This window comes from Streptomyces bugieae, assembly GCF_036352915.1.
GTDB classification, from domain to species: domain Bacteria; phylum Actinomycetota; class Actinomycetes; order Streptomycetales; family Streptomycetaceae; genus Streptomyces; species Streptomyces endophytica.
Window position 1 is genome coordinate 85,189 of sequence record NZ_JAZBJP010000027.1, and the last position, 24,923, is coordinate 110,111.

General features: G+C 68.9%; 23 protein-coding genes and 8 pseudogenes. 16 read left to right on the forward strand and 15 right to left on the reverse strand.

Going from position 1 to position 24,923, the window contains the following annotated elements; all coding sequences use genetic code 11:
- Window positions 1-138: 138 nt before the first annotated feature.
- From V2J85_RS30210 to V2J85_RS30220, 3 genes are all read right to left on the reverse strand, one after another.
- Window positions 139-1,473: an MFS transporter gene (locus V2J85_RS30210; protein ID WP_261958284.1), complete on the reverse strand. Its 1,335-nt coding sequence runs from the start codon at window positions 1,471-1,473 to the stop codon at window positions 139-141.
- A gap of 261 nt (window positions 1,474-1,734) precedes the next feature.
- Window positions 1,735-2,717 (reverse strand): IS5 family transposase gene (locus V2J85_RS30215; RefSeq protein ID WP_419836848.1). Its coding sequence is split into 2 segments (ribosomal slippage): window positions 1,735-2,283 and window positions 2,286-2,717, totalling 981 coding nucleotides; the frame shifts between segments, so codons are not numbered across the junction.
- 150 nt (window positions 2,718-2,867) lie between these two features.
- On the reverse strand, window positions 2,868-3,671 hold the full coding sequence (locus tag V2J85_RS30220; RefSeq protein ID WP_330823339.1) for a hypothetical protein: 804 nt from the start codon (window positions 3,669-3,671) through the stop codon (window positions 2,868-2,870).
- A 1,253-nt stretch (window positions 3,672-4,924) separates the two neighbouring features.
- Here V2J85_RS30220 and V2J85_RS30225 point away from each other — a divergent pair.
- The 3 genes and pseudogenes from V2J85_RS30225 to V2J85_RS30235 all read left to right on the forward strand — a co-directional run bounded on the left by V2J85_RS30225 (window position 4,925) and on the right by V2J85_RS30235 (window position 7,705).
- On the forward strand, window positions 4,925-6,172 hold the full coding sequence (locus V2J85_RS30225; RefSeq protein ID WP_261958286.1) for a glycosyltransferase: 1,248 nt from the start codon (window positions 4,925-4,927) through the stop codon (window positions 6,170-6,172).
- A gap of 269 nt (window positions 6,173-6,441) precedes the next feature.
- Window positions 6,442-7,086 carry a TetR/AcrR family transcriptional regulator gene (locus V2J85_RS30230; RefSeq protein WP_330823340.1) on the forward strand — a complete coding sequence of 215 codons (645 nt, stop codon included), beginning with the start codon at window positions 6,442-6,444 and terminating at the stop codon, window positions 7,084-7,086.
- A gap of 77 nt (window positions 7,087-7,163) precedes the next feature.
- Window positions 7,164-7,705, forward strand: a pseudogene (locus V2J85_RS30235) (tetratricopeptide repeat protein).
- A 15-nt stretch (window positions 7,706-7,720) separates the two neighbouring features.
- Here V2J85_RS30235 and V2J85_RS30240 read toward each other — a convergent pair.
- Window positions 7,721-7,834: pseudogene (locus V2J85_RS30240) on the reverse strand (IS5/IS1182 family transposase); the annotation flags it as partial.
- Window positions 7,835-7,849: 15 nt separating this feature from the next.
- On the opposite strand from V2J85_RS30240, the gene V2J85_RS30245 reads away from it, so the two are divergent.
- Window positions 7,850-8,230, forward strand: coding sequence for a DUF3237 domain-containing protein (locus V2J85_RS30245; RefSeq protein ID WP_419836847.1), 381 nt, complete (start codon window positions 7,850-7,852; stop codon window positions 8,228-8,230).
- Between the two features lie 137 nt (window positions 8,231-8,367).
- On the opposite strand, the pseudogene V2J85_RS30250 reads toward V2J85_RS30245, so the two are convergent.
- Window positions 8,368-8,472, reverse strand: a pseudogene (locus V2J85_RS30250) (IS5/IS1182 family transposase); the annotation flags it as partial.
- Window positions 8,473-8,476: 4 nt separating this feature from the next.
- Window positions 8,477-8,561 (reverse strand): annotated as a pseudogene (locus V2J85_RS30255) (IS5/IS1182 family transposase); the annotation flags it as partial.
- Between the two features lie 196 nt (window positions 8,562-8,757).
- On the opposite strand from V2J85_RS30255, the gene V2J85_RS30260 reads away from it, so the two are divergent.
- Together V2J85_RS30260 and V2J85_RS30265 are read left to right on the forward strand one after the other, a co-directional pair.
- The gene (locus V2J85_RS30260) at window positions 8,758-9,141 is read left to right on the forward strand and encodes a hypothetical protein (protein ID WP_330823341.1); all 384 of its coding nucleotides are present in this window, start codon (window positions 8,758-8,760) and stop codon (window positions 9,139-9,141) included.
- 215 nt (window positions 9,142-9,356) lie between these two features.
- Complete coding sequence (locus V2J85_RS30265; protein ID WP_330823342.1) at window positions 9,357-9,953, forward strand: hypothetical protein; 597 nt, start codon at window positions 9,357-9,359, stop codon at window positions 9,951-9,953.
- A gap of 216 nt (window positions 9,954-10,169) precedes the next feature.
- On the opposite strand, the gene V2J85_RS30270 is transcribed toward V2J85_RS30265, so the two are convergent.
- The gene (locus V2J85_RS30270) at window positions 10,170-11,309 is read right to left on the reverse strand and encodes a GDSL-type esterase/lipase family protein (protein WP_330823354.1); all 1,140 of its coding nucleotides are present in this window, start codon (window positions 11,307-11,309) and stop codon (window positions 10,170-10,172) included.
- A gap of 237 nt (window positions 11,310-11,546) precedes the next feature.
- Here V2J85_RS30270 and V2J85_RS41470 point away from each other — a divergent pair.
- Window positions 11,547-11,696, forward strand: a pseudogene (locus tag V2J85_RS41470) (telomere-protecting terminal protein Tpg); the annotation flags it as partial.
- A 229-nt stretch (window positions 11,697-11,925) separates the two neighbouring features.
- Here the strand turns inward: V2J85_RS41470 and V2J85_RS30280 are convergent.
- The 4 genes and pseudogenes from V2J85_RS30280 to V2J85_RS30295 form a co-directional block, all read right to left on the reverse strand.
- Window positions 11,926-12,867: pseudogene (locus tag V2J85_RS30280) on the reverse strand (helicase associated domain-containing protein); the annotation flags it as partial.
- Window positions 12,868-12,897: 30 nt separating this feature from the next.
- Complete coding sequence (locus tag V2J85_RS30285) at window positions 12,898-13,278, reverse strand: hypothetical protein (RefSeq protein ID WP_261958293.1); 381 nt, start codon at window positions 13,276-13,278, stop codon at window positions 12,898-12,900.
- 179 nt (window positions 13,279-13,457) lie between these two features.
- Complete coding sequence (locus V2J85_RS30290; protein ID WP_261958294.1) at window positions 13,458-13,637, reverse strand: hypothetical protein; 180 nt, start codon at window positions 13,635-13,637, stop codon at window positions 13,458-13,460.
- 65 nt (window positions 13,638-13,702) lie between these two features.
- Complete coding sequence (locus V2J85_RS30295; protein ID WP_330823344.1) at window positions 13,703-14,002, reverse strand: DUF6233 domain-containing protein; 300 nt, start codon at window positions 14,000-14,002, stop codon at window positions 13,703-13,705.
- A 662-nt stretch (window positions 14,003-14,664) separates the two neighbouring features.
- Between V2J85_RS30295 and V2J85_RS30300 the strand changes: the two genes are divergently transcribed.
- Together V2J85_RS30300 and V2J85_RS30305 are read left to right on the forward strand one after the other, a co-directional pair.
- Complete coding sequence (locus V2J85_RS30300; RefSeq protein ID WP_330823346.1) at window positions 14,665-14,934, forward strand: hypothetical protein; 270 nt, start codon at window positions 14,665-14,667, stop codon at window positions 14,932-14,934.
- Window positions 14,927-15,511, forward strand: coding sequence for a hypothetical protein (locus V2J85_RS30305; protein ID WP_330823347.1), 585 nt, complete (start codon window positions 14,927-14,929; stop codon window positions 15,509-15,511). Before V2J85_RS30300 ends, V2J85_RS30305 begins: the two co-directional genes overlap by 8 nt.
- Before the next feature lie 15 nt (window positions 15,512-15,526).
- Here V2J85_RS30305 and V2J85_RS30310 read toward each other — a convergent pair.
- Window positions 15,527-15,948, reverse strand: a pseudogene (locus tag V2J85_RS30310) (transposase).
- A 131-nt stretch (window positions 15,949-16,079) separates the two neighbouring features.
- Here V2J85_RS30310 and V2J85_RS30315 point away from each other — a divergent pair.
- The 3 genes from V2J85_RS30315 to V2J85_RS30325 all read left to right on the forward strand — a co-directional run bounded on the left by V2J85_RS30315 (window position 16,080) and on the right by V2J85_RS30325 (window position 18,648).
- Window positions 16,080-16,595: a hypothetical protein gene (locus V2J85_RS30315; RefSeq protein ID WP_261958298.1), complete on the forward strand. Its 516-nt coding sequence runs from the start codon at window positions 16,080-16,082 to the stop codon at window positions 16,593-16,595.
- 161 nt (window positions 16,596-16,756) lie between these two features.
- Window positions 16,757-17,914: a sensor histidine kinase gene (locus V2J85_RS30320; protein WP_330823348.1), complete on the forward strand. Its 1,158-nt coding sequence runs from the start codon at window positions 16,757-16,759 to the stop codon at window positions 17,912-17,914.
- On the forward strand, window positions 17,911-18,648 hold the full coding sequence (locus V2J85_RS30325) for a response regulator transcription factor (protein ID WP_330823349.1): 738 nt from the start codon (window positions 17,911-17,913) through the stop codon (window positions 18,646-18,648). The genes V2J85_RS30320 and V2J85_RS30325 overlap by 4 nt, the downstream gene beginning before the upstream one ends.
- Window positions 18,649-19,235: 587 nt before the next feature.
- Here the strand turns inward: V2J85_RS30325 and V2J85_RS30330 are convergent.
- Window positions 19,236-19,604, reverse strand: coding sequence for a VOC family protein (locus V2J85_RS30330; protein ID WP_330823356.1), 369 nt, complete (start codon window positions 19,602-19,604; stop codon window positions 19,236-19,238).
- 188 nt (window positions 19,605-19,792) lie between these two features.
- Here V2J85_RS30330 and V2J85_RS30340 point away from each other — a divergent pair.
- Window positions 19,793-19,936: pseudogene (locus tag V2J85_RS30340) on the forward strand (LacI family transcriptional regulator); the annotation flags it as partial.
- A gap of 134 nt (window positions 19,937-20,070) precedes the next feature.
- Here the strand turns inward: V2J85_RS30340 and V2J85_RS30345 are convergent.
- A complete protein-coding gene (locus V2J85_RS30345; protein ID WP_330823351.1) occupies window positions 20,071-21,705 on the reverse strand; it encodes a serine/threonine-protein kinase in 1,635 nt (544 codons plus the stop codon).
- Window positions 21,706-21,849: 144 nt separating this feature from the next.
- Between V2J85_RS30345 and V2J85_RS30350 the strand changes: the two genes are divergently transcribed.
- The 3 genes from V2J85_RS30350 (at window position 21,850) to V2J85_RS30355 (ending at window position 24,569) form a co-directional block, all read left to right on the forward strand.
- A complete protein-coding gene (locus tag V2J85_RS30350; RefSeq protein ID WP_330823352.1) occupies window positions 21,850-22,173 on the forward strand; it encodes a hypothetical protein in 324 nt (107 codons plus the stop codon).
- Entirely contained in the window at window positions 22,170-22,439 is a 270-nt protein-coding gene (locus V2J85_RS41475; RefSeq protein ID WP_419836849.1) for a zinc-ribbon domain-containing protein, read from the forward strand. Before V2J85_RS30350 ends, V2J85_RS41475 begins: the two co-directional genes overlap by 4 nt.
- A 444-nt stretch (window positions 22,440-22,883) precedes the next feature.
- On the forward strand, window positions 22,884-24,569 hold the full coding sequence (locus tag V2J85_RS30355) for a hypothetical protein (protein ID WP_330823353.1): 1,686 nt from the start codon (window positions 22,884-22,886) through the stop codon (window positions 24,567-24,569).
- Window positions 24,570-24,799: 230 nt separating this feature from the next.
- On the opposite strand, the gene V2J85_RS30360 is transcribed toward V2J85_RS30355, so the two are convergent.
- The coding region (locus tag V2J85_RS30360) for an integrase core domain-containing protein (protein ID WP_330823357.1) at window positions 24,800-24,923 on the reverse strand (124 nt) is incomplete at its 5' end.

Consider the following 24,923-nt stretch of genomic DNA (forward strand, 5'->3'; position numbering starts at 1 on the left):
GAAGCAGCTGATCAACTAGGCTCTGTCTCCTCGATCGAGAGTCATTCCTGCTCCTGCTCAAACGCGATGTGCGGTAGTCGACGTCAGTGCGCGGCGTGGCCGATCGAATGGAGGAGTGCCCAGCCCCTGGGCGGCAGCTCAGTCGCCCGGCGCTATCTCCCGGCTGCGGCCTGCCCTCTGGATCACGTACGGCATGGCGAGACCGGCTGCGACGAACACACCGCCCATCACGAGCCAGCCGGGCGCCCCCCAGGTCACGCAGAGCAGGCTCAGCAGGCTCGGCGCAACCACGTAGCACAGGCCCATGCCCATGCCGAACACCCCGGAGTACTGGCCCTGGGCATGTGCGGGAGCAAGCCGGAACCGCAGCTCCAGCGATCCGGCCGCATGCCACAGTGAGCCCACCGTGTGAATGGCGACGCCGACCATCATGATCGTCACGGCGGCCCAGCCGGGTACGCCGGAGGCTGCGGCGATGACCGCCATGCCGATCAGGAACGCCAGCCCGGCTCGGCGGGTGGCCCGGCCGGCGACTATGCCGCCCTTGACCCCGCGACTGGTCCGGATCTGCAGGAACACCACCATCACGGTGTTGACTGCGATCGCCAGACCGACGAACCACCGCGGTGCGTCCGTGTGCAGGACCACCCACAGCGGCAGGGCGTACGACAGCACCTCGCTCTGGATCCACATGATGCCGTCGAGCACGACGAACGCCACGTACGGCTTGTCCTTGAACGCGATCCACCGGCCTTCCTCGCGCGGGGAGGGCAGGGGTTCGAGCTTCGGCAGCTTGACCAGGACGGCGGCACTGCCGATGAATGTCAGCGCGTTGGCGAAGATGAGGGCGCGGTAGGCGAAGTCGCTGTCGATCTGCACCACCGCACCGGCCGCCAGCGCGCCGAACGTGCTGGCGAGCATGGCCACCGATCGCAGGTAGGAGCGGAACTTCGGCACCTCGTCACCGCCGAAGCGGCGGATCATCGGGCCACGAGCCGCACCGCCGGACGAGCCGGCGAGGTCCGTCACGGCCACAGCCAGGACGAACGACCATAACGCGTGGGCGAACAGCAACGACGTCATGGAAAGGGCCTGGATCAACAGAGTGATCAGAAAGATGCCCTTCGGGCCGCGGCGGTCAGCGAGATGCCCTACCGGGATACCGGCAATCAGACCGACCACCCCCGCGACACTGAGGCCGAGACCGACCTGCCCGATGGACAGGTGCATCACCCGCAGGGCGTACAGCGGCACGGTCGCCAGGAAGGCCGCGGTGCCGAGCTGGTTGACGAAGCCGGCGAGGGACAGCCCCCGCTGGGGGCCGGACTCCAGTAGCAGTCCTCGCCGTATTAGCCAGGACCGGTTTGCGTCGCCGTTTTCCCCAGGGGTGCTGTCGGTTGACGTGGTGGGGGCTTGGTTCACCCTGTACTCCAATGTCTGTCGATCGTGCTGTGCCGAGATCAGGGGTGGCATGTGAGGCCGGTGTGCCAAATGGCTCCGCGGCGAGGATCGCGAGGGGGCGAGCCGATCCCTGAGAGACTGAGCGGTCACGGACGCTCCTTCCCAACAACCCCTGCACCGGGCAGGATTGAGAAGCGGCAGGCGTGGAGTATGCCCAGGTGAGAGCCATGATTAGAAGGCACCTGGTGTTGGGGGAATGTCACAGCGGAAACGGGAATCTGCGCACAGCACTCCCGGTTATGCGTAGTGGTGCTCCCCTCTCATGGACTCCTGTCACGAGCGGAGCCAGATGAGGAGCGCAGCGGCGGTGACGGTGCTGAGGTAGACGTACCCTCGCTTGTCATATCGGGTGGCGACGGCTCTGAACTGCTTGAGCTTGCCGATGGCCCGTTCCACCGTGTTGCGCTCTTTGTAGCGGCCCTTGTCGAAGCCCGGAGGCCGTCCGCCGCGTGAACCCCGCCGCAGGCGGGCGGCCTTGTGGTCCTTCTTCTCCGGGATCGCGTGCCGGATGCCGCGCTTACGCAGATAGGCGCGGATCTTGCGGTTGCTGTACGCCTTGTCAGCGCCCACGCTGTCCGGGGTGCGGCGGGGGCGCCCGAGCCCCGTGCGGGGAACGCGGATCTTGTCCCTGACCGCCTCGAACTGGGTGCAGTCCGCCCGCTGCCCCGGTGTGATGAGCAGGGACAGCGGGCGGCAGCGGCCCTCCGCGGCAACATGGATCTTGGTCGTCAGCCCGCCACGGGAGCGGCCGAGGGCCTCACCCGGCGCACCGCCTCCTCCAGCAGGAGCCGCAGGATAATGTGCGCGTACACGTGAACTGATCTTTGTGGTGCCCCTTTTGAAGAGCTGGGTGGGGTGGGTGGCGGCTTCTTGGGAGCGCCGGCGGCGTGCTGGTGGGCTCGCACGGAGGTGGAGTCGACGTTGACGTTCCAGTCAAGGTCACTGTCGGCGTCGGCAGTGGCCTGAACGTGCCGGAGGAGCATCTCCCACGTGCCGTCGGCCGACCACAGCACATGCCGCTTGTGGACCGTCTTCCATGGGCCGAAGCGTTCGGGCAGTTCACGCCACTGCACCCCGGTGCCAAGCCGGTGAATGATCCCGTTGATCACTTGACGGTGATCCCGCCAGCGGCCGCATCGGTTGTTGCTCACCGGCAGCAGCGGCTCCAGCACAGCCCACTCGGTGTCAGTCAGATCCCCCTGCTGAGCATGACCAGAACAACGAACTACCTGATCGAAGAGACACGGCCTAGTCAGCGCGATGGGGGAGTCCATGGAGCCGCTCCAAGCGATGTTGAACGATGAGGAGCGGCCGCTGGAGGACGTCGCCCCTGTCCGCGAAGTGGCCTCCAGACTTGCTAGGTCATCAGACATACCAGCGCTTCGTCATCGAATCGCGGGCGGCCTTCACAGCGCCGCCTCAGAATCGTCCTTCGTTGGAGTGAACTGAGCCCGCAGGTCCACATAGACAGAGTCGCTGGTGAGACAGAGGTCTGCCCGGATAACCGTATCCAGAATCACCGCTTGGCCATCGACGAACAGCGTGCGAGCCCAGTCACGCAGGTGGGCGACCTCGCGCCGACGCCTCTCGCGCGCCGCCTCTTCCGCCTCGGCCCGTTCCGTCTCCCACTGGCGCTGCAGCTCCTGGGCCCGCCGGTCGGCCACCTCGCGGCACGGCTGACAACGCAGTGCGCTCCAGCGGGCCCAAGGCAGGGTTTCCTTCCACCAGGCCGTTGCGGCCTTCTTCGTGCTGGTCTTGGCGCTGTTGCAGTCCGGGCACAGGATCGCCTCCGGCAGCCACGCCGCGAACTCCTCCCGTTCCTTGCGGCGCTCGGCGGTCCGACAGTCAGGGCACAGCCTGCGGCGCAGGCCTCGAACCTTGGTCGGGGGAACCGGTCGAGGGCGCAGTGTCCCGCACTCGGCGCAGGTCCGCTCTTGGCGCCGGCGCCGGACGGCCTCGTCGCGCTCCCGGCACTCGTGGCACCGGCCTCGAACGATGTACTTGTGCACGGTGCCGCAGGCCGGGCAGGTGCGGCGCTGTGCACGGGCCTCCTTCTGCTTGGAGCTGAGCGGGTTCATCTTCGCCGCGGCGGCGGGGTCGTACAGCGGGGCATCCGTATCGAACCTGCGGGTCTTCACCCGCAGGTAGCCGAGCGGCTGCTGGCCTGCCGCCGGCTTCAGGCGCTCCTCCCGCAGCTGGGCGGATGTCATGAGGCCAGCCGGGGCGCGGCCGTAGGCGTACTGCTGTTCTGCGGGGGAGCGTCAGTTGAACATCGTCATCTGAGTGTCAGTGGCACAGGCGCAGCGACCTGGTTGGCACTGACGGATGGTGCTCACCTGTTGCTGACATGAGTGACGAAAGGCCATGTCATTCTCATGCCGACTGCTATAGCAGGTGCGGAGTTGGCGCTGGTCAGATACGTGAGTTGCGCTGTGGAGAGGGATCTGTCCGCGCGCGCGGCGCCCAGACGACCAGCGGGCGCATCGCCCCGAGGAGGCCAGCCCACTCCACGGTCGAGAAGGCCAGCCGAGTGGACGACGCCGGCGAAGGACGATGCCTACACCTACGTCACCGACTGGGACACAGCGAAGCTGCGGTGGCCGCTGACCTGAAGCCAAGATCCTGCGCGCAACTGCCGCGGGCAGGTGCCTGCCCCTGGAGAAGGTGGCAGGTGCAGGTGCCATCAGGAGCGGCGTGAATTGCTGCGGGTTGGTTGAGGTGTTGCTTCAGGCGCTCAGCGTACCGATCGGGCAGGCCCTGAGTGGCGCCAGGCTGAAAGATCGGGACTTTCTGGGTGAGCTTGAGCTCACAGCGGCCATTCGACAAGTCGGCCCGACGCAGCCGCAAGCGCGTTCCTGTCACTACCGATCGCTGATCACGCGACTGACGGTCACCGCCGACGGTGCTGGTGGCTCGGCCAGCAGGAACCGCCTCTCCCGTTCGACACGTGCGTACTTGCCCGGGTGAACCGCCTGACCTTCAACCCCACCTCTTTTGTCCATCATGAGGACAGCCTCTCAGCGCGAGAGCGCGGAAACACAAGGTCAACGGTGGTTCGTCGTCGTCAGCGGATGGCGTCGGCTTGCTCGGTCCGCAGGAACCAGGCCGCCGGTGCGCTCCGTCACGCGGGACGCAGGACGAGTCCCCGGAGCACCCGTCGGGACGCGGCCGGCGCGCACGTCCCGGAGGCGGCGGAGACGGGCGAGCCTGTAGTGACCGTGGCTGACCACCCGTCGGGGGACGCGGCATGCACCGCCCAGAGGGAGTCGCTGGCGTGCCGTCGGACAGCCCCACCCGCCGGTGCCGACCAACTCACCGCTGCCGGTTCGGTCCGGCACGCGCGGACGCTGCGGAGCCTGACTCGATGCTGCCGAGGGCGAGGGGGCGTTGCGGGGGCCTATGAGAGCACGAAGGGCGTGAGTGCTAGGTTCTCAACAAGCGTTTATTTTTTGAGAAGTCGGCCGTGAAGTCCGCGGTGCAGCCCACACGTTGGGGCCTGCACCGCATCGTGGAGAGCGAGCACATGCGCATCCTCATCACCGCACAGGCAATCTATTCGCACCTCGCCCCCTTGGTTCTGCCAGTGGCAGAACGGGCCCGAGCCGCGGGCCACGAGGTGGCCATCGCCACTGGGCCCAGCGTCATCGAGCACGTCGAGAAGCGTGGACTCACCGCGTTGACGCTGCCCCATCTCCAGTCGATGGGGGAGGCGTTCCAGAGCGGTGAACTCCAGCCTCCGCCGGGCATGGAAAAGGCCGGGTCCGTGACCCTCGAACTGGCGCCGGACTTCTTCGCGGCGACCTTCGTCGGGCACCTCGCCGAGTCCAGCACCCAGGACCTCCTCGAAGCGGCGAAGGACTGGCAACCCGACCTGATACTCCACGAATCAACCGAATACGGCGGCTATCTGGCGGCAGAGCGCCTCGGTATCCCACACGGCGCTCTGGACATCGCGCCCATGGCGCCCTATGCCCACCCCGCCGTGACGAAGGAGCTCAACCGACAGCGGAGCAAGCTCGGCCTGGCACCGGTCGACGACGCCTGGCATCCGTTCCGCGCCTTCCGCGCAGGGGTCGTTCCGGAGGACTTCTATCCCACAGACAGCCGACTGCCCAACGCCCGCTACTACCAGGTCCCTTCCCAGACAGCGCAGGCTGCTCTCGACCCTGACATCGCCCAACTCCCCTCCAACCGGCCCCTCGTCCTCGCCACCCTCGGCTCCAACGCCACCCGACTTCCCGGCGGCGCTCACACCCTGCTCAACACCATCATCGAGACGCTGGGAAACCTGCCGGTCACCGGTGTCGTTGCCCTGGGCGCCGACCGCGACCCCCAGCAGTGGGACGGGGCACGCCCCGACAACGTCCACCTGACCTCGTTCGTACAGCAGGAACTGCTACTCCGCTCCAGCGACATGTTTCTTACGCACGCCGGTTTCAACGGGACGCGAGAGGCGCTGACGGCCGGAGTCCCCATGGTCGCCGTGCCGTTGTTCGCCGAGCAGTCCCACAACGCCAGCCGCCTCCAGGAACTGGGCGTCGGAACACGAATAGACGTCCAGAACGTCACACACGACTCGCTGGCCGCAGCGGTACGCAACGTACTCGACGACCGCTCCTACCGATTCCGCGCCCAAGGCATCCAGCGCCGGACCCACGCTCTGCCGGACCTCGACCGGCTGGTGAAAGACGCAGCAGCACTGGCTGCCTGAGCGGGACGGCTGCCGCCCGCACACGACCTCCAGGAAGCTTCCGCCGCGCTCCGGCTGTGGACACCCCACCGACCGGAGCCCGGCGGCGCTCCACCAGCCGCGCTGCGGCCCGGCGACACAGGACGAAGTGCAGCCGAGGTGGATATGCCCTCACCCGTACCCGATGTCGGGCTCTCCCCTACGAAGCCTTCCGGCCCGCCCCTTCAAGCGCTCGGCGTCACCCAAAGGCACTTGTAGCATCAGGGCCCGCACCGGAAAGGGGACCGACGTTGACCTGGGCCGATGTAGTGACGAATGCGCCCGGACAAGCCGCGCAGCGAAAGGCCGCTTCAGGCGGCCCGGCCACGGAAGCCGCCCTCGACGAGCGCAAAGGCGAGCGCACACGACGGCGCATCCTGGCGGCCGCGCGGCGGAAGTTCGCGGAGGTCGGCTACGAGCGCGCCACCATCCGGGCGATTGCGACCGAAGCCGACGTGGACAAGTCCTCAGTGATCCAGTACTTCGGCTGCAAACAGGACCTGTTCCGCGAGGCCGTCCAATGGCAGATCCCCCATGACCGACTCACCACAAACGACCCCGACCACACGGCGGAGAACCGCCTGCGCGGCATGCTGGGCACCTGGGCGGCGGACCCGGACAGCCCCATGGCAGTGCTCCTGCGAACCAGCATGACGAGCGACGAAGCAGCAGAACTGCTGCGCCGGCATGTCACCGCGGAAGTCACCGATCACATCGCTGCCACCATCGACGCCCCCGACGCACGACTGCGAGCCGCACTGTTCAGCGCGATCATGATGGGCATCGCCACCCAACGCTTTCTGCTGCACATGCCCGACCTGGCCGAGGCAGACGTGGAGGACATCGTCCGCATCGCCGCCCCCCTGCTCCGCAGCCTCGTCGCCCCGGACGCTTGAGAAGCCGCGCGGAATGGTCTGGTGGTTGGGGCATGGGCGGTGCTTTCCGATCGGGCGGTGTGCCACCGTAGGGCGGCATGAGCGATGATCGCGCGAGGGATACGGGGCTGGCGCGAGCGGTGCAGTTGCGGGAACAGGGCCAGGCTGGGCAGGCCCGGGAACAGCTGGTGGAGCTGGCCGAGCTGGCCGAGCGGTATCCCGAGGATGCCGAGATCGCCTACCAGGCGGCCTGGGTGCACGATGTCCTCGGCCTGGAGCGCGAAGCCGTCCCCTTCTACGAGTGGGCCCTGGCGGTGCGGGCCTGTCCCCGGAGGATCGTCACGGGGCTTTCCTCGGGCTGGGGAGCACTCACCGGGTCCTGGGCTCCTACGGGGAGGCCGTGCGGACCCTGCGGCAGGGACTTGAGGAGTTCCCGGACGATCCTGCGCTGCGGGCCTTCCTTGCCATGGCGCTGTACAACGAGGGTGAGGGCCGCGAGGCGGTGCGGCTGCTGCTGAGGACGCTGGCCGCCACCAGCAGCGACCGTCGGGTGCAGGACTACCGGCGGGCGATCGAGCACTACCCCGATGATCTGGACGGCGTGCACCAGACGAACGATGATCCGCAGGAAGAGAGTTGAGTCACCGGCGGCGCGTGGGCGGCCGTCCCAGCGATGGGTGAACCACGCTCGTCGGATCAGGCTGCGGACGGTGAGGACGGTGTCGGCGAGGTCGAAGAACGCGTTGCTCACAACAGTGCGGCGTTCGTCGCGCACGCTGAAGCGGTGATCAAGGTCGCGATGATCCGGCTCATGGCCGCCCTCCTCGCCGGCGAGGAGATCGAACCACGCGGTCCCATCGACTGGGCGCTGTTCCGCCCCGACGGGACGATGTCGCTGGACGTGCGCCTCACCCTGCGTACCCACGACGGCGCCCTGGTGTACATGACCTACGGCGGCCGCTGGGTCACCCCGCCCGAATTGCGGGCCGACATCGCCGATCCGGCCAAGAGGTACGACATCGACCCGGCCCGGTACTACTTCCGCACCAACCCGCTTTTCGAGACCGGATCGCAGGAGTACGCATGGCTGAACGACATCGTCTGCGTCGCAGCGGGCTACCTCATCGAAGGCGGGATCGCCTACAAGGTCGCCCAGGTCGAATGAGCGCCGAAGGCCGAAGGATTGTCAGGACGATCCGCTTCGGTGATCGATAGGACCGGCGGGCGGGAGGGAACCCGATGCTGCAGGTGCTGATGTCGGTTCTTGCGATGGCGGGATCCGCCAAGGGAGAAGTGCCCATGCCGTCTTCGAACGTAGCCGGCGTCCAGGTGCACGGTGATGTCGTCCGGCGGGGGCCCAAGCTCACCCAGCAGGTCCAGGGTCGGGGCCAGCAGCGGGGAGTCGTGTGGGCCGGATCGAACTCCGGCCGCGGCGGCAACAGGGCGGCGCACTGGTCCCACAACGGTTCGGTCAGCCACGATGGCAGCGCAGGCACAGATCTCCTTGGTGATCACGAGCTTCGCAACTCCATGATCACGGAACCTGTGCCTGCCTCATCTGCCACCCCGCCTACCGCCTATCCGCGCGACTTCTTGGTGAGTTGAGGGTGAGGCGTCGGATCCGAGCTGGGGCTCGTGGCCGCGTGGCCGAGGACGCACCGGCGTGTGACCGGTGCGGGGGAGAGGTGGGCAGTGCGCGGGACGAAGCGCCGGTTGTACGGGTCGACAGCCAAGACGCGGCAGATGGTCCTCGCCGCACTGGGTGTGGTGAAGGTGGCGACCGCCGAGCAGATCCGGCAGCTGATGTGTCCGGGCACGGCCAGTGCGCAGACCATCCGCAAAGGCTCCCTCGACCTGGGCCGTGACGGCCTGGAGTCGCTCGGCCCGGCCAGCCGCACCAACGCCGCGGGCAATCTGGTCACCGAGAAGCTGTGGAACCTGACCGGCCCCGGGCTGGAGCCGCGGCCGCGGTGCTGGATAGGCCGGTGCGGGAGGTGGGCGGCACTGCGCGCGGCGCCGCGCGCTCGCGGACCCGCGACGTGCCGAACCGCGCCTCGCGCCACTCGCTGGGTTTGATCCAGCCCAGGCGCCGCATGTGGTCGAAATCGCTTTACCGAACGTGACAGCATCCGTATCGGTGCTTACCTGGAGCGATGCATTGCGTGTGTGCGCCCGCGTCATAGGGAGCGGAAGCCCTGTGCATACCCAGTCGAAGACGTTGGGTATGCGCTTCTGGTAGGCGAGCCGGGCCTGGACGAGCAGATCGTGGACGCCGCGCTCGCCACGTCTACGTGGACGTCAGCGAGCCGAAGACGCTGCGCGGCCGGATGCCCGCCTACCGCCTCTACACCGCCCGCTGGTCGCCGGCCGACCTCGAACCCGACTGCCGCCCGCCAACTGCCGCACCCGGCCTGGAGCCGGGGGAGTGGGAGATCCCCCGCGTCCCGTTGCAGTACGAGCGGGCCGTCCTCGCCGGCGCGGCGGTCCGCGAGAAGCTGCGCACCACCGTCGCCGCGCGGGGCCGAGCCTACGACGTCGTCGCGCACCGGCAGGCGGCGATGCCCGAGCAACTGCTTGTGCCCGCGGCTGCCGAATCCGAGCACGGTGACCAGGAGCCGGAGACCGACCCCCGGGAGGCGGTCGACCTGACGGCGCTGCGGGTCTTGAGGGAATTCCGTACGGACGTGGAGGCCCTCGATCTCACGGCCGAGCGGCTGCGCCTCCTCCAGGACGTGTTCACCAGGGCGGCCCACGACTCCCGCGCCCGCGCGGACCGCTACGCCGAACACGACGATGCCGAGAGGCCGCCCCCGGTGCGCCAGGACGACCAGCAGGCGCACCCACCGCAGCAGCCCGGAGCGCACCGTGGTCGGGAGTCCGGCCACTGAGTGCACCCGATCCTGTTCCAATGACCGGATGCGCACCAGTCCGCGGGCGTGCGCGGGCCGTGTCCTGTGCCAGCGGACCTTGAGTGTGTGCCATTGAAGGTTGAGTGATCGGTGTTCGGGGCGTGCAAGTCCCCTTGTGATCAAGGATTAGGCCATGACGAGGAACCCGCTTACGCTCGAGCTCCGCACCTGGTGCAGGTGCGGAGCTCCGGTCGCTCAGCGGAAGGGGCCGTCGTCGGCGAAGGCGTGGGCGGCGAAGCGTTTGCCCATCCGGCGGTATGCGGCGGCGGTGGGGTGCAGGCCGTCGGCAAGGTCATCCACCTCGTCCGGGCCGAGCAGCTCGCGTCCGTCAAGATAGTGCAGGTGGGAATCGCGTGCTCGCCGGGCCGCCACGATTCGGGCCAGTTCATCACGCACCACCTTCAGCGACAACGACCCACAGGCCACATCGGCCGGGTCGCCCAGGGCTGTGATTTTCCCGTCCGGACCCATCGCGGTCGGGCCGGGAGTCGCGTCGAGTGCCGGACAGCTCACCGGGGACATCAGCAGCAGCGGCGTGTCTGGGTGACCGTCCCGGATCGTGTCCAGGAATCCGTGCACCGCTGGACCGAACGTCCGCAGTCGGAAGGTAGCCAGGCCCACGATGTTGATGCCTACCTTGAGGCTGATCAGGTCGGCGGGCATGTCGCGGATCGTCCGGGCGACATAGGGGTCCAGCATGTCGTTGCCCGCCTGGCTGAGATTGATCACCTCCACTCCCCCGAGCGAAGCCGCCACCACCGGCCAGGTGCCGGTCGGGCCGTCGGCTTCGAGGCAGTGGCTGATGGAACTGCCGTGGTGCACCCAGCGGCGCCGACCGTCCGGCAGCGGTGCCAGCACCTCGCCGTCAGCACGTAGTGCCACCAGTTCCGTGGGGGTCTGCTGCGGCAGCCACAGCTCGACGTTCTTCATGCCACTCGGCAGCCCGGCGAACCGTACGGTCCCCGGCTCCCCCGGGACCAGCCGCTGCGCGGTCCCGGGACCCGCCATCCGTACCACGTTGCCAATCGGTGCTTGCTGGCGCTCGGCGAGGGCGCCGTCCACCAGCAGTTCCAGCATCCCGGTCGGGCGAGGTTGGGGGTCGTCGTCGAGCTGCCCTGTGGAGGTGAGTACCTCGAACTCCAACTCACGCGCATCGGTGCGGAACACCAGCCGCACCCCCGAAGGCATCACCGTCACCCCGTAGACCGACGGGTCCTGGTACTGCTCCTTGGTCCATGCGGGCAACCGGCGAGGCATCACCCCTGCCTGCGTCCTCTCCAAGTCCAGCGCACCCCGTAACTCCACCGGCCCGCCCGCCAGCGGAAATGCCCGCATCGCCACCGTCACTGCTCCCCAACGCTCTCAGGCGCGGATGCGTGTACGCACCCGCGAGTTCGCCCATCCGCCACCCTGACACAAAAGCACTTCTCGCCACTCAAACTTCGTTGGCACGAGCGGGCTTGCTCGCCAACCTCCCCAAGTCGGCCGGTGCGCAGATGCGGTACCTGGTCAAGCAACACAAAGGCTCCAACAAAACCGTCGCCCAGCTGCTCGGCATCTCCCAGCGCACCAGACGCCCAGGCCGCCGGTGCCACCGAGCAGCAGTTGCGCAACATCGCCGCCGAAGGTCTACAGGAGATCTACTTCAAGGACCGCGGCCGCCGCGCCGATGGCCTGCTGGTGGAGTTCACCGACATCGACTATGTGGAGCTGGACTTCTGACCCGACCGCAACCGGGCCACATGCCCGCATGCCCCATGAGCCGAAGCACGATAGTTGTCACATAGGCAGGCTGGTTGTCACCGACGGTGTTGTGGGTGGTTGAGCCTGAGCGCGACAGGTGCGTGTCGGGTTCAGTGGTCGCTCGCCGCTGGGGCGCGGTGCCCGCCGGCGCGAACGCATCTGCCCCGGGGCCGTGGTAGCCCCGGGGCAGATCGGGATCGTGGAGTGGTCAGCGCTGACCGGCGGCCTGTGCTGGCGCAGGCCTCGCCCACTGGACGCCCAGCGCTGCGAGGGCGGCGCGCTGCTCGGTGGTGAGATTTTCGCGCCTTGCGCGGGTGTTGGAGATCCACACGCCCAGCTTCACGACTGTCGCCTCCGGCTCCCCATCGCCCTCGCCGGAGAGGGCGATTTCTTCGCTGTGGCCGCGGGGCACCGGCCGGTCGCCTTCCCGCGCCACCCACTGCGCGAGGGCCGCCAGGCCGCGCTGGAACGCCTGCTGCGCCTTGCCGGGGCCCCGTGGTCGCACGCTTCGCCGCCGGGGCGGCAGGCGGCGCCTGAAGGGGCTCGACGCCCAACGCGGACAGTCGCTGCTGCTGCTCTTCCCACAGCTGCGCCCAGGTGCTCGCCTCCCGCTGCCGTGCCAGCCACCGCCCGATGTCGTCGCCATCGAAGAGCACCCCGGGCTCGATGCCGTCGGCGTCGACCAGATCCGCCAGGACGCGGTAGTGGCGCTGCCAGTCCAGCGGTCAGGGACAGTGCCAGTCCTCATCGATCGCCGCCAGCTGCTCCGCGCGCACAGCGGCCCGCTCCGCGTCCTTGCCAGACCGCCCTTCCGGCGCAGGTTCGCCAGGTGCTGCCCGATCGGCACCAGCGCCTCGCCCTCGCCCCACACGGCGTCCTGCCGCGGGGCCAGGTGCCCGGTGGCCTGCCGGTACGAGCGCAGCGCGGCCAGCTTGGTCTCCCACGCCTCCTCGCCCGGCTCCCATACCATCCCGGCCTCCGGCGCGTCCAGCAGGGTCTTGCGCCGCGGCTCCAGCTCCCCGGCCCGCAGAGCCTTGCGCTGCTGGTGCACCCACCTCCCCAGGGGAAAGTCCTTCGTCACACCCACCTCGGTCTCCGCGTCGTAGGAGACGGCGTGCAGTCCGGTGATCTCGTTCTGCGCCCGCCAGCGCGGCTCGGACGAACGCGACGGCTACACCGACTACACCGACGCCGTGCCGATCCTGGTCACCACCCTGGACCGGCTGCGCGAGCACGGGCCGCTGGGCCCGGTCCGTTCCGCTTCGGCCACCCCACCTGGCAGACCCTCGCCGACGCCCTGGACGACCCCGACGACGAACGCGCCTTCCGTCAGCGGCAGCGCCGGCGCGACCAGCTCCGCAAGCAGCAGCGCGAACAGGAGGAGCAGTAGCGCGAGCGCGAGCGCCAGGAAGCGAGGGAGCGGTGGGCCGCGCAGGAGGCCGCCGCTGACGCCGCAAGGGAGCCCGACCCGGTGTGCCAGGAGTGCGACGGGCCGCTGGAGAGCAGCCCCTTCGAGTACGACCCACGGGAAGAAGAAGCGCCGCCGGCCGACGGAGTGCACTGCGCGGGGTGCCGTATCCAGCTGGCCGAGCCCACTGGCCGCTTCGGTCGGGTGCTCCGCAGCCTGGTGAACGGCGACCAGTACTACCCCCGCCGGTAGCGGCCCGCCCAGGGGAGGGTGGGCCGGACACCAAGATGCTTACCCGGCCTGTGACCGGCGGGGTAAGCGGCAGCCGACGGCTACGTGGTGGCCGATGCCTTGGTCCGCCCGGCTTCGACCTTGGCGCGGCACGTGGTGTACAGCGGGTTGCCGCCGTGGCCGTACCGGTGGCAGGGCTGCTGGCAGGACGCGCAGCGCCCGACCTCCTTGGGCGGGCAGGACAACGTCACGGTGGTGGACGTGGGGGCAGGTGTGGTCACGGCGGAACCATTCTTCTCAGCCACATAATCCACCCGCTGCGGCCCGCATTCCCGCACCCGCGGGCTCAGTCGATCTGAAGCTCGCGATCCGGGCGGCACAGCGCACACGCCTCCACATCGGCGGTAAGCGCCTCGATGGCGGCGCGGCGGGTGATCGGCCGCACGCGAGGCTGCCCTACGGTGCACTGGCCGTGGTGAACAGCCACCGGGGGCGGGTCGGCGCTGACGTTCCTCTGCATCGTCCAGGCTGGCGCCGGCATAGAACGAGCAGCAGCTTGGCGGGCGGCTTCTCGCTCGCGTTGCTCGCCCTCGGCGATATGGCGGTGCACACGCTCCAGCTCCAGCTGGAGGTAGGTCGCGATCACCCTCAGCCGAGGGAGGTCGGCAGGAAGAGGAGGATGTTCATGGCGCTGCGGTGTGCAGCTCACGGCGGGGTGACCGATGCTCTGCGCTGTGATGGCCGTGTCCTACGCGCAGCGAAAAGACCCTGCTCACCTGCGGGTATCCGGGACGCAAGCAAGCCGGGTAACCGCTTTGAGCAGGCAGGTTCGCTGGAGCGGCGTGAGCGGTCACCCTGGCCGACGCGCATCTGTCCGGCCGACGCACGCCCGGTCCGGCCGGCGCATCGGCCACGGCGCAGGGCCGTCGGCCATTCCCGCACCCTGTGGGGCGCGGACCGCAAGCACCGGCAGCGGCGCCCGTGGCACGTGGAAGCCCGCGACGGGGCCCGGGTGCTGCGTCTCGGCCTCGTCGCCCCGTGGCCCGAGCACGACGATGCCCCGGCCGCAGCTGGAGGTAGTCCGGTGACTCACAACCTGACCGTGGGAGCCGAGGGACGGGTACGCAACGCGGTTCACCCCGGCGCAACCATCGCAGGCATCATGAGCCAGGCCCGAGCCGAAGCCGTCCACGACACCCACACCGCCGAGGACAAAGAATTCAACGACCACGTCGACGCAGTGAACAGAGCAGTGAGCAAGGGCATCTTGATAGGCACGGGATCAATCCCGGCAACGTCGCCGGCAACGTGGCGGGCTACGGCATCGGAGAAATCCAAGACCAAGTCGTAAAAAGCATCAAACACGACACCACCACGGACGCCCAGCACGACGCCGGCCTGAAGTACAGCGGCGGAATGCAAGCGGCACAGGACTCGGCCCGCGCAGCCGTCGAACGAGCCGCCCGACACGGACACTTCACCCCGTCAACCCTGACAGACCTCAAAAACGGCGCCGCCGACGCCGCGACCGACGGACACACCGCCGGCGCCCAATGGGAGGACGCACGACATGGCTGACCTCGACAAGACGGCCTCCACCACCACGAGGTGTCAAAGGGCAGCGGCGCCCGTCGCCGCCGTGTCCTCACTGATCCTGCTCGCTTCCGGGTGCGGCGGCCCTCAGGTCAACTACGCCCTCCCGAAGGACCTCTGCGGCATCCCCGTCCACCAGGACCTGATCCGCCCCTTCTTCCCACCGGGAGACCGCATCGAGTTCGACGGCGATTCCTTCCTCGAGGGCAAGAAGGCTGAATCCTTCTGCCAGTACTACGTGGACGGCAACACCGCGCTCGCGGTGGACGCCACACGCAGCTCGCAGAAAGACACAGCACTACAGCTTGCTGCGCGCGTCGCCAAGCCCGCGCACCTCAAAGTCTGGAAACGCGCCGACGGACACATCGCCGGCTACGGCGGAACCGTCTACGGAACCAGCAGCTGCTCAGAAAGCCCCTCAGACAGCGACGGCCAGCCAGCACGCACATTCACCTTGCGAGTCTCCGCCAACCATGTCGGCAGCACACAATCAGCGCGCCTCGGCCTGGAGAAAGTCATGAGTGCGCTGTTGCCCGGGGCAGCTCATGCGAGAGGTTGTTAGGGAGCGGCTGCTCCGTCACCAGGGTCCGTCTTCAAAGTGATCTTGCCCAGAGCAGGATTGAGGCAGACTGACCGCTGCTTCGTAGGAGGTGGCGGTCTTGTCGTACCGGGTTGCGATGCCGCGAAAGCCCTTGAGCCGGTTGAAGTAGCGTTCGACGGTGTTGCGGCGGCGGTAGGTCTCGCGGTCACAGCCCGGTGGGCGGTCGCCTCGCCGACCACGGTTGCGGCGGTGCCGGCGTTGGTCGTCCTTCTCGGGATGGTGTGCGCGATTTTGCGTTTGCGCAGGTAGGCCCGGAAGCCGTGAGAGCCGTAGGCCTTGTCTGCGACGAGGTGGTCAGGCCTGCCGTGTGGTCGGCCATGGCCGGCGCGGGGTACCCGGATCCGTTCAAGCAGCGGCTCGGCCAGGCGGCTGTCGTGGCGTTGGCCGGCGGTGAACATGACGCCCTGCGCATCCGGCGCAGTTCGCGACTCGCCGGTGTCGCTTCAACCCGTGGGTGGAGGCGCTTGTCAACCCGGCGCTCAACCCGGGGGCTGGCGATTGGCGGCTGCGGTCGAAGCAGTCTGGGGCCGTGAACCTCACCGATTACTGTGTCAACGGGATCCTCGTCCTCCTCGTCGTGCGCCAGGTGTGTGGCAGCCGCCTGGATCTGATCAATCTTGTGCTGCCGGTCGTGCTGGTCGGCGCCACTGCTGTGTACTACCTGCGGTCGGTGCCGACGGCGGGCAACGACCTCGTCCTGGAACTGGTGCTGGCCGGCTCGGGAGTCGCCCTCGGGGTGCTCTGCGGGCTCACCACGCACCTTCGCCGCAAGGCGGATGGTGTCTACGCCAAGGCGGGCGTCGTTGCGGCGGCGTTGTGGGTCTTCGGCATGGCATTCCGGATGGGCTTCGCCTACGCCGCCGATCACGGCGCCGGTGACGCCATCGCCACCTTCAGCCGCAGCCACCAGATCACCTCGGCCCAGGCATGGGTTGCGGCCTTCGTCATGATGGCGCTGGCCCAGGCGATGACCCGGCTGGTGGTGATCCGCTACCGCGCCTACCGGTTGACCTCCTGTGCGGCCCGCGACTTGGCTGCGGTGTGAGCAGCGGGTATCAGCAGCCGGGCCCGGTTTTCCCGGGGCCGGCTGCTCCTATGCTGTCCACCATGAGCGCAATGCCGCCCGGCGGTGGTCAGGGGGACAGCCCAAGGGTGGCGCAGGCCCGGTCGCGTGCGGCCGAACGTGCCGCGCGTCAGGCTGCGCGGATGCACTTGGCGCTGTGGGGCGTCATGCTCCTCACCACCGCCTCGGCTGTGCAGAGTCGGCCACACCCGGGGGTGACCGGTGAGCGGCTCGTCATCAGCCTGGCGCTGGCCGGGTGCCTGCTGTCACTGGCCGTCGCGGCCCTGGTCCGGGGCCCGTGGAAGTCGGAGGCGGCCACCGCTGCGATACCGCTGATCCTGGGTGCCGCCGGAGATGTGCTGGCATGGCTCCAGCCGACCTCGACGATGATGATCCCCGTCGCCACCGCAGTGGCGATGCTCTTCGCGCGCCTGCGGCCGAGTCTGGCCGTCCTCCTGGCCGCACCACTGACCGTGTCGCTCGGGGTCATCACCGCCCACGCCAGCCCCTCGCGCAACGCGGTCCAGAACGCGGGGGCCAGTGCGTTGCTGTGCGTGGTGCTCGGTGCCGCCTACGTCTTCGCCCGACAGGCCCGACTGCGACACGACCACACCGAACTGCTGCTGGCCGAGCTGGAGGACTCCCGTGAGGCACAGGCGCGTGCCGCCGCCGTCGCTGAACGCACCCGGATCGCCAGGGAACTGCATGACGTCCTGGCGCAGTCCCTGTCGGCGCTTTCCGTGCAGCTGGAGGGCGCCCGCAAGCTCGCCGAGCGTGACCAGGCCGACCCTGCCCTGCGTCAGCTGATCGTGCGCAGCGGCGAGCTGACCCGGGAGGGTCTGTCCGATGCGCGGCGGGCCGTCGCCGCCTTGCGCGGGGACGATGTGCCCATGGCCGACCAGCTCACCGCCCTGGTCGGCCGGTGCCGCCGTGACCTCGCGCTGCCGATCACGCTGTCGGTGACCGGGCAGCCGAGAGCGCTGACGCCAGAGGCGAACCTTGCGCTCTATCGGGGCACCCAGGAGGCGCTCACCAACGCCGCCCGATACGCTCCCGGCTCGCCCACCACCGTGGCGCTGCGCTCCACACCCCAGGCCACCACACTGACCGTCTCGGACCGTGGCCGCGCAGCAGGAGCGGACCACACCGAAACCGGCGTTACCGTGCCGCCCGCCGAAGCGTGGACGGGCGGCGGAAACGGATTGCGAGGTATGCGCGAGCGCATCGAACGGGTCGGTGGCCGCATCCATGCCGGGCCCACCGAGCAGGGCTGGACCGTGGAGATGGAGATACCGACGTGAGCGATTCCCCCGCACCGATCAGGGTGCTGGTCGTGGACGATCAGCGGGTCACCCGTGAGGGCTTGATGTTGCTGGTGGGCCTGAACGCGGGCATGGAGGTCGTGGGTGGTGCGGCCGACGGCGCCGAGGCGGTGGACAGGGCCCTCGAACACCGCCCGGATGTCGTGCTGATGGACCTGGTGATGCCCGACACGGACGGCCTCGCCGCAACCCGGACGCTGCGCGAGGAGGCCCCGGGGATCGCGGTGCTGGTGCTGACGACCTACGCGGACGACGCGTCGGTCTTTCCCGCACTGCGCGCCGGTGCGAAGGGATATCTCACCAAGGACACCGGCGCGGACGAGATCGAACGGGCGATCCGTGCCGTGCACGAGGGCCTGACGTGGATGGATCCGGTGGTGCAGGAACGCCTGGTCGCGACCGTCACCTCGGGCCCGCTGCCACCGCCCGCGCCCGTTGCGGACCGCGAGGCGTCCGCTTCGGCGGCCGCAACTCCCGCACCGGCTCGACCGATGCGGGAGGTCCCCGCCCCGCTGCCGGAGCCGCTGACCGCCCGTGAGGCAGAGGTTCTCGCGCTGATCGCGCAGGGGCTGTCCAACACCGAGATCGGCGAACGCCTCTACCTCGGCCGTGCCACGGTCAAGACGCACATCAACCGCATCTTCGCGAAGACCGGCGTACGCGATCGCGCAGGGGCCGTCCGCTACGCCTACCGCACCGGACTGGCAAACTGAGCGCTGCACCATGCGGCCCGCCGATCGCTGGGCCCCTACTTCTCACGCCGAACGGTCCGCCGCAGCCGTGCGGACGAACCGCGGCTTCATGGCGTTGCAGCCCGTTGAGGACCTCAGCGCCGTGCTCCTCGATCGGCTGCTACGAGGTGAGCGAGGCAGGCGTCGGCCAGGGCGATGTTGTCCAACAGGCGCGGTGGAAGCGGACGTACGGGAAGTGAACAACGCCCCAGAGCGTGGGCGGCGCCCGTGGGCGGCGTAGCCTCGCCGCGCTGCCCCTCGCGTGCCCTGGGCGTCACTACTCGTACGGCCCCGCTGCCGTGCCGCAGCGCGGCTGTACGGCCAGGGTCCTTGTGCGGCCTTTCTTCTCCGGCTTGCGAGGGCTTTCGGCGCACTCCCAGGACGGAGGTGGGCCACAGCCCACTCATCGGCTAGAACCAGCACGGCGCGCGCGGTGAGTCCTTCTCCACTGTGGCGGTCAGCGCGCACAGCTCGCCCCGAGGTCCTCGTCGAGGTTGACGAAGAGCGCACCTGCAAGCAGACGGTGGAGCTCCTTCGGGCGCCGGCTGAACTGATCTGGCGATCCGTCCTCAGCGCCGGACCAGGCAGAACGGATGCCCCACCGGATCGGTGCAGACTCGCCACCTATCCTCACCCGGCTGGTGATCCGGCTTGCCCGCGCCCAGCTCCAGCAGCCGGGCCTCGGCCTCGTTCAGGTCCTCGACCGCAAAGTCGAGGTGGAACTGTTGGGGAACAGATGGGTCGGGCCAGCGTGGAGCCCGGTAGTCGTCGACCCGTTGAAAGCCGATGACGAGTCCGTCGTCACGGCTGAGACCGGCGAAGTCGGCGTCAGATTTCGGGTGGGGTTCGAGGCCGGTTGCCGCCTGATAGAAGGCCGCCAGAGCCAGCGGATCAGGACAGTCGAGTGTTATCGCGGTCAACTTCATGTGCAGGGGCATGGCACCTCCGGACCAATCGGTGGGGACTGCTGCATGATCGGGTGACAGCGGGGTCTGTGCAGCCAGAGCTGCGGGTGGGGTCATGATGGTCTCGTACTCAACGGCGGCAATCGGGCCAGGCGCTTCTGTCGCCGGCGTCGGCGGTAGGTGCGCTCGAGCCAGGTCACGATCGCGATCCGCAACTCCTGGCGATGGCGACGGCGGCGGTCGGCGCCCTGATCGAGGAGATCCACGACCGGGCCTCAGCCCACCGGGCGCCGACCGGCCGCACCGAGTTCACCTTCCAGCCGGAGCTGGTCGTACGAGGGTCGACGGGCTCGCTGCGGCCCTGACCACGCGCCCCGGGGGCCGGGGCGGACGCGGGCCCGCCGGCAGACCGCGGGCGCGGCGGCCCTCCGCCGCGAACGGCGGCCGCGGCACCGGCGGGCGGAGGGACGGCCATCCGGCCGGACGGCGAGGAGAGGTCTCAGGGCTTTTGGATGTCGAGGTTGGCGATCGCGATCCGGGCGACCTCGCGGCCGCGGTCGGTGAAGTCGCCCTTGCCCGGATAGTCCACCCACAACCGGTACATGTCACCGGCGTGGGTCCGGTAGTAGAACGCCCTGGCCTCGCGCGGGACGTCCCCGTCGATGTCCACGCCGGAGCCGCTCGTGCCGTAGGTGACGGTGTTCAGGGCGGCATCGCGGCCCTGGTACGTGACGTTGGAGTCCGTGCTGCTGCGGGCTTTCGTGTCCGCGGACATCGAGATGCCCGCCCCCGAGAAGGAGCCGTCTTTGATCGCGTCCGAGTCCTTGAACGCCTGGGCGTCGGCAGTCCCCGAGATGTCGTCCTTCTGCCGCACGTGGTCCCACCGGGCCAGCTCGACCATGACCGCTCCGCTGGGATCCTTGTACGTGATCACGGAGGGGTCCCCGGCGTCCGGGATCCGGAGATAGCCGGCAGGCACCGCGACATTCGCGTTCAGCGGTGCCGCCTCCTGGTGCTTCTTCCACCCCTCGGGCAACGGCCCGGCGAACGGATCCGCGAGGACCAGATAGGCAGCCACCGCCAGTGCCACGACTCCGGCAGCGACCCCTATGAGCGTCTTGCGGCCCAGGCGGACCCCCCTACCGGCCTCAGGGCCACCGGCCCGCACGATCTGGGGCGGCGGCTGCACCGCACGTTCGAGCAGTTCGCGCACCTGCGCCGCGCTCGGCCGGTGCGCCGGATCCTTGTGCAGCAGACCCTGGACGGCCTCGGCCAGCGGGCCGCCACCGGCCGCGGTCGGGGCGGCCGGAGTCGTGTTCAGCACGGCCTGCAGCGTGGCAGGGGTGTTGGTGCGGCGGAACGGCGACACGCCTTCCGTCGCCGCGTACAGCACGACGCCAAGTGACCACAGGTCGGAGGCGCTGCCGGGCTGCTGTCCCAACACGCGCTCGGGCGCGATGAATTCGGGGGAGCCGACGAACCCGCCGGTGTCGGTCAGCTGGGTCTCGCCCTCGATCTGCGCGATGCCGAAGTCGGTGAGGATGACGCGACCGTGGCGGCCGAGCATGACGTTGTCCGGCTTCACATCGCGGTGCAGGATCCCGGCGGCGTGCGCGGCTTCCAACGCGCCCAGTACCTCCAGCCCGATCCGCGCGGCCTCGCGCGCACCGAGCGTGCCCTCCTGGAGCGCATCGCCGAGCGAGCGTCCCTGGACGAACTCCATGACGATCCACGGCTGTCCCTCTTCGACCACGACGTCATGGACGTTCACCACCGACGGATGATCGAGGCGGGCCGCGGCCCGTGCCTCGCGCCGCATCCGTTCGAAGACACTGGCCCGTTCCCGTTCCGGCAGGTGGTCGGGGATACGGGACTCCTTGGCCGCGACCTCGCGGTCCATGATCTCGTCCCGGGCACGCCATACGGTGCCCATGCCGCCGTGCCCGAGCCTGCTCAGCAACCGGTAGCGGCCCGCCACGAGCCGGCCCGCGCCCGGTTCGGACTGCGGTGGTGCCACCTGTGTGGCCGGAGCCTGCGGGTGCTCCATGAGCGGCGCACGGGCAGGCTGCGGCGGTTGCAGCCGGAAGCTCGTGGGATCGTGCGGACGCTGTGCGGGTCCCCCGTTGTCGTTCATGTCCTTATCTTTATCCTCAGCGGCATTCGGCGTGCCACTCGGGTCAGGGACATGTGACCGCCGCGACAGGTCAGCCGAGCACTGGGCTTGATTCGCGGTGACGGCATCTGAGACCAGGGGTTCCGCCCCGGGAGGATGTCCATCATGGCGAGCAAGGGGAACGAAGAAGCCTCGGCCGAGCCGTTCGCTCACGCCGGAGTTCAAGGCCGAGATCGCACAATCGAACGCCTGGGCGATCGCGGCCTCGTGCTCTCGCGGCCCTCACGGCGCTGCACGGTGCGCCGGACATGGTCGAAGGTGAACGCGGTGAACGGGCACCTGACCGTGCCGTGGGCCGACTCGTCGCCCAGGAAGAAGCAGACCGCGCCGTCAACACGCTACGCGCCCAAAACCACGGATCCAGATCTCTCGCAGCGCAATTCCCCCGTATCGCCGGGCAATGGCATCCGCACCGAAACGGCGAGCTGACCTCGACGCAGGTCACCGCCCACTCCGGCAAAGAGGTGTGGTGGCTGCGCGCCGCAGGACACGCATGGCGCGCCAAGATCGACCAGCGTGTCGGCAAGGGAACCGGATACCGCTTCTGCTCCGGCCGCTACGCTAACGAGATAACCTCGCTTGCGGCACGTAGACCGGATCTTGCCGCGCAGTGGCATCCAACGCTCAACGGGCCCCTCCTGCCCACGCACGTTACGCCGCATACCCGGCGCGTGGTGTGGTGGCTGTGCACGTAGGGACATGCTGCCGAAGACTCCGTGGCCAACCGAAGCAAGGGCATGGTATGCCAGCACTGCCCCCGCTCACGCAGAAGACGGCGCGCCTTCTGAAGGCACGAAGTTGCACACGCCCTCAAGCCGGCGGAGATGCGAACGTTCAAGGCGGAGCGGTCTGACCACGCTGCGCCGCGGCCAGACCTGTGGGACACCGTACGCTCGGACAGCTCCGCATCTGCTGGAACCACGCTGCGGGTGCTGTGCGCTGTCACATCGGCTCCGACTCCGCTCAGGGCGCGAGCGCGCCGCACCGCCTGTGCCACCGAGTGCTCATCAACTCGCGCTGTCAGAGGGCGGTATTACGCTCCGCATGTGACGATTCCTGCACCTTCACCAGCTGACCTCGATGCAGCCAAAACCCTGGCCTTACGCGAGGGCCGCCCCGCAAACATGCACAGCGCCGGGGTGACCGAACTGGCCGCGGCACTGGGCGTGCTGCGCCGCACCGAGACCGGCCAGAGCGTCGCGGACGCCGTGCTGCTGGCCGCCCACGACCTGCTGTACGCGCAGGTGCCGCGCCATCTCGGTGACAGCAGCATGCGGCGGCTGGCCGAAGTCCTCGTCGGCAGGGGAGTGATACCTAAGCCCGGCGACTACGAAGGCCAGTGGTGGTTGTGGTGGCCCAAGAGCGGGCACGGCCCGTGCCGCGACTGCGGCAAGGCGCGCTCTCTGACCCGCTATTCGGCGCGCTTCGGCCACGAGTACCGCTATCTGTGCGCAAGCTGCCGCTCCGCCGAACGCCAGCAGATCGCCGAGCAGGCTAGCAGGTTCCGCGAGATGATCGCCCCACGGACCGGACTTCACCCGGCGCACATACCTGCGCCAGCCGCCGGCAGCCACCCCACCGAGGCGGCACCGGCAGACAGTGCGGCCGTTGCCGTGCCCCCTCCCTCAGGCCGCGACTGGGAGACTTTCGTGACGCGGTTGGAGGAGCTGCTGGCTGCGCTGGAGTGGGCAGGTTTCGACCTGCCACATGAGTGGGACAGCGACTTCGATGAGCAGGAGGGCGCGCTGTTGTTCGCCGCCCTTTGGCGCGGCGACGGCGGCGTGGGCGTCGAATACCACCCCCACCGGGGCGTGTTGGCCCTGCAGCCCTTCGACGACGTGACGGGAGAGTGGCCCGAGTCCTATTCCCTGCTGGAGGACAGCATCGAGATCCCAGTCGCCGCCTCCGGGGAGCAGGCCGTCACCGCCGTCGAGGCCGCCGCCGGAGAAGCCGGGCTGCTGGATGCCGCCCACGTCCTTGTCGCTGACACGGCACCGCCGGAGGCCAAGCAGGAGTTCGCCCTGCGCAGATTCCGCCGGATCTTCCAGCCGGCTGCGGACTTTCGGCGGTTGCCGCTGGCCGATCTGCTCCGGGAAGTCACCGAGAGCGAATGGCTCAGCGCCTACCTGAACTGGGTGGTCGGCATGGACGGCCAGGACGTCGCGCCCGACATCGTGCCGAACGCGGCAGCGCTGGGGGTGGCCGCCTGGTGCTGGCGCAACAACACCGCGGTGGAAGACCACCACCTGGACACCGACGTGCTGATGGCCCGTGTCAACATCGCCGTCACTCGCGTCACCCAACAGCACATTTGCCCCGCGGAGGGCATCGACTGGGACAGCATCAAGGATGCTCTGATGGATCCGCAGTGGGCCACTGCCGACGGCACCCCGGTCCATTCCCTGTTCGGGCCGGGCTGGACGGAGGTAGCCGCCACCGTCATCGCAGAACTCGACCGCTGGCGCCAGCTCGACCACGAGGTCCTCGGCCCCGAGACCACGTTGATCCTGATGAGCATCGGCGGCTCCACCAGCTACACCGACTCCTGGTGGGGGCAGGGCCGCTGGCGCAGCATCTGCCGCCGCATCATCGACGACGCCACCGCTGCCGGCCTACCCTTGCCACCGCCCTACGACCAGCACGGTCCGGATGCCCTCCTGGCCGACCTCAACGCCCCCGACCGGGTTTCCGATCCCGTGCTCGACTGGCTCATCGACCCGCCCCGCGCTGGCGACCACATGCCCAGCGGCCTGCGCATGCACCACGTCACCCGACCGCACCGGCACCGCTGGGACCCGTACTGGCTCAGCGACAGCACCCCCTGAGCCGGCCCCAGTGCAAGGGCGCCCACCGTAAGCCGAACGTGGTGGTGATCTCACCGGCCGGCGTCCGCTACGGATACAGAACATCTGCGGCTGCGTGATCACGAGATGTCGCTTCAGCTACACACCCCGCGCTCCCGGCATGGCCGACGAGCGCGCCCGAAGACTCAAGCAGGGAAGCCTCGCGACTCGTTGAGCGGGTTGCGGAAGTAATCGAAGGCGCCACTGGCGCCCTAGCTGTGCTGTCCGGACAGGTTGGTGACGCGGCTGGCTGGGGTGTGGCCGCTGATTCCAGTATGGGGTCGGTGGTAGTTGTACCAGTCCAGCCAGTCGGGAAACGCTGCCTGCCGTTCGGCC